Origin of the sequence: Wolbachia endosymbiont of Nomada ferruginata, assembly GCF_001675785.1 — a bacterium.
GTDB lineage: Bacteria > Pseudomonadota > Alphaproteobacteria > Rickettsiales > Anaplasmataceae > Wolbachia > Wolbachia pipientis.
Genome location: NZ_LYUY01000146.1, coordinates 1 through 1,940, shown reverse-complemented (window position 1 = coordinate 1,940; position 1,940 = coordinate 1). Strand labels below are relative to the sequence as shown.

Below are 1,940 nucleotides of genomic sequence, written 5' to 3'. Positions count from 1 at the left end.
CATTATCACCTCCTTTTATTAAAATATCAAAATTAATTGTTGAATGTAAAATTTCATCGTGCTGACTCATAGCACAATTACTTTCTAAAATAGTTTCATTATCAGAATATTTAATACTCTTAAGTATCAAGTTAATATGCCTTATAATGGCAAACATACTGCCTATATGATGGGTATATATGTCGCATGAAAATCTTGCCTTTGTAGCAAAATTGGACAGCATGTGCAGATTATTATAATTCACTACATGCAATCTTAGGTAAGGAATGGTGACCTGTTTAGGTAAGTAGTCATAAATGTTAGTAACATATTTCCTTAAATCAGAGTTTGCTTTTAGTGCTGCATAAATACTATTGTACAACTCGTTTATAGCTTGAATTTTTTCCATAATTAATCCTCACAGACACGGCTATTGCAATTTGCAGGCAATTTGCTTAGCAGACGGTGTCATCCAAGTAGCCTCCTCTTCCTGTCATCCCAGCCCCTATGATGTCATCCCAGTGCTTGACACTGGGATCCAGTTTTCCATGCAATCTCACCAAAGACGTTTATTTTAGCATAAGACAGCTACTTTTATGCTCACCCAGCTCAGTGTGCTTACTTACAAATCGAAATTTCTGGATTCCAGTGTCAAGCACTGGAATGACACCCTCCTTGGTGGACTCAAATCAAAATGTTGGTACAGTTGTGGCCAGCAATTACTGTAATACCTACCTACAAAACAACCTTTGGTTCGCGAAATGGAGAATACACCTTCTTCACTTCAGATAAATGGCTACTTACCTCCGATTCACGATCTTTGTAAATAGCAGAAACATGCCGCATAATACCTAGTTTTATCTGCTCAGGAACATTGTCATAACCAGCTTCGTATACAACATCAACTCTTATTGCATTCAAACAATTGAAAAACTCAACGTAGCCCCCTACATCACTAAAATAATACTTAAGTGTTCTCTTCTCTTGATTTTTAGACATCATTGCAGTAGCCAATACTATCTTACTCACAGGGCCATAGCTTAAATAGATCCTACGAGGTACATAATCTTCATATGAAACTTGCCATGTTTGCTTTATTAGTGACTTTTCCATATGCCACTCAGCATAATCAGTAGCCATAAAAATTAGATCTGAAATCAACTTATCATCCTGGTCGTTCTCAATGCGTAAAAAAGATTTAACCTCTTCTAAAGTAACCGGAAAAGATTTAAGCTTAGATTTACGTTGCACAGATATTCTTGGTGAAGTAGATCTTATTGACATAATAACCCTCCTTTTTGATATAGCTAGAATAAGTAAGGTTTACCTCGTTTATCGTGGGACAAATCTTACTTACTTTAGCTATGCAGCTTGCATTCAAATTAAGTTGAATTGGCGCAGCAACAACTCTGAGTGCTTTATCGTATGAATATATTGAGAAGAGAACGTATTAAAGCTGTTTCTCCTTTTTTATTGATAAAATTTGAACTTATAGCATATTCAACTAGGCTGGATTTTAGTAGATTAACATTTTGGGAATGAATATTATTGAAGATGGAGTTTAACTCTTGAGCAAGCAGACCGCGAAATTTTTGCACACTGTCATATGCGATATTTTCAAGTTCATGTGCAAATTTATCTTGAGCTATAGTTGTTATATCTTCAATTTCCTTATCAAACTCCTCCAGCTTTTTTCCCTTACTCTTAGAGCTTTTCGCAAAAGTTTTCATATTAATTAAACTCAACTACTATCATAATTATAATGACAATGAAAAACTACCAAAGTAAAAAATTCACACTACTGTGTAACTCATGACTGTACGAATATTGCAATTTGGGCCTACCAGGAGGGCAATGACTCTTATCCAAGTACCCTCTCTTCTTGTCATCCCAGTGCTTGACACTGGGATCCAGGAATTTTATTAAGTTGGTAAGCATAAAAGTAGCCGTTTTATGTTAAA

5 protein-coding genes are annotated in these 1,940 nt (G+C 35.3%); 2 read left to right on the top strand and 3 right to left on the bottom strand.

Annotation, left to right across the window (positions count from 1 at the left end; all coding sequences use genetic code 11):
- The coding region (gene gp17 / locus BA053_RS06100; protein WP_065106868.1) for a tail completion protein gp17 at positions 1 to 388 on the bottom strand (388 nt) is incomplete at its 3' end.
- A 31-nt stretch (positions 389 to 419) separates the two neighbouring features.
- Between gp17 and BA053_RS08740 the strand changes: the two genes are divergently transcribed.
- Together BA053_RS08740 and BA053_RS08450 are read left to right on the top strand one after the other, a co-directional pair.
- Positions 420 to 557 (top strand): hypothetical protein, encoded by a 138-nt coding sequence (locus tag BA053_RS08740; protein WP_245611010.1) that lies wholly within the window; start codon positions 420 to 422, stop codon positions 555 to 557.
- Positions 558 to 575: 18 nt separating this feature from the next.
- Complete coding sequence (locus BA053_RS08450) at positions 576 to 707, top strand: hypothetical protein (RefSeq protein ID WP_255356262.1); 132 nt, start codon at positions 576 to 578, stop codon at positions 705 to 707.
- Positions 708 to 714: 7 nt separating this feature from the next.
- On the opposite strand, the gene BA053_RS06095 is transcribed toward BA053_RS08450, so the two are convergent.
- Together BA053_RS06095 and BA053_RS06090 are read right to left on the bottom strand one after the other, a co-directional pair.
- Positions 715 to 1,263 carry a head-tail connector protein gene (locus tag BA053_RS06095; RefSeq protein WP_065095086.1) on the bottom strand — a complete coding sequence of 183 codons (549 nt, stop codon included), beginning with the start codon at positions 1,261 to 1,263 and terminating at the stop codon, positions 715 to 717.
- Between the two features lie 134 nt (positions 1,264 to 1,397).
- Positions 1,398 to 1,709 carry an ECH_0659 family protein gene (locus BA053_RS06090; RefSeq protein ID WP_065095087.1) on the bottom strand — a complete coding sequence of 104 codons (312 nt, stop codon included), beginning with the start codon at positions 1,707 to 1,709 and terminating at the stop codon, positions 1,398 to 1,400.
- Positions 1,710 to 1,940: the final 231 nt, after the last annotated feature.

What these genes read in the sequence shown, in the direction of transcription:
- BA053_RS08450 (WP_255356262.1), top strand. Translation starts at nt 576, where the DNA reads ATGCTCACCCAGCTCAGTGTGCTTACTTACAAATCGAAATTTCTGGAT.
- BA053_RS06095 (WP_065095086.1), bottom strand. Translation starts at nt 1,263, where the DNA reads ATGTCAATAAGATCTACTTCACCAAGAATATCTGTGCAACGTAAATCT.
- BA053_RS06090 (WP_065095087.1), bottom strand. Translation starts at nt 1,709, where the DNA reads ATGAAAACTTTTGCGAAAAGCTCTAAGAGTAAGGGAAAAAAGCTGGAG.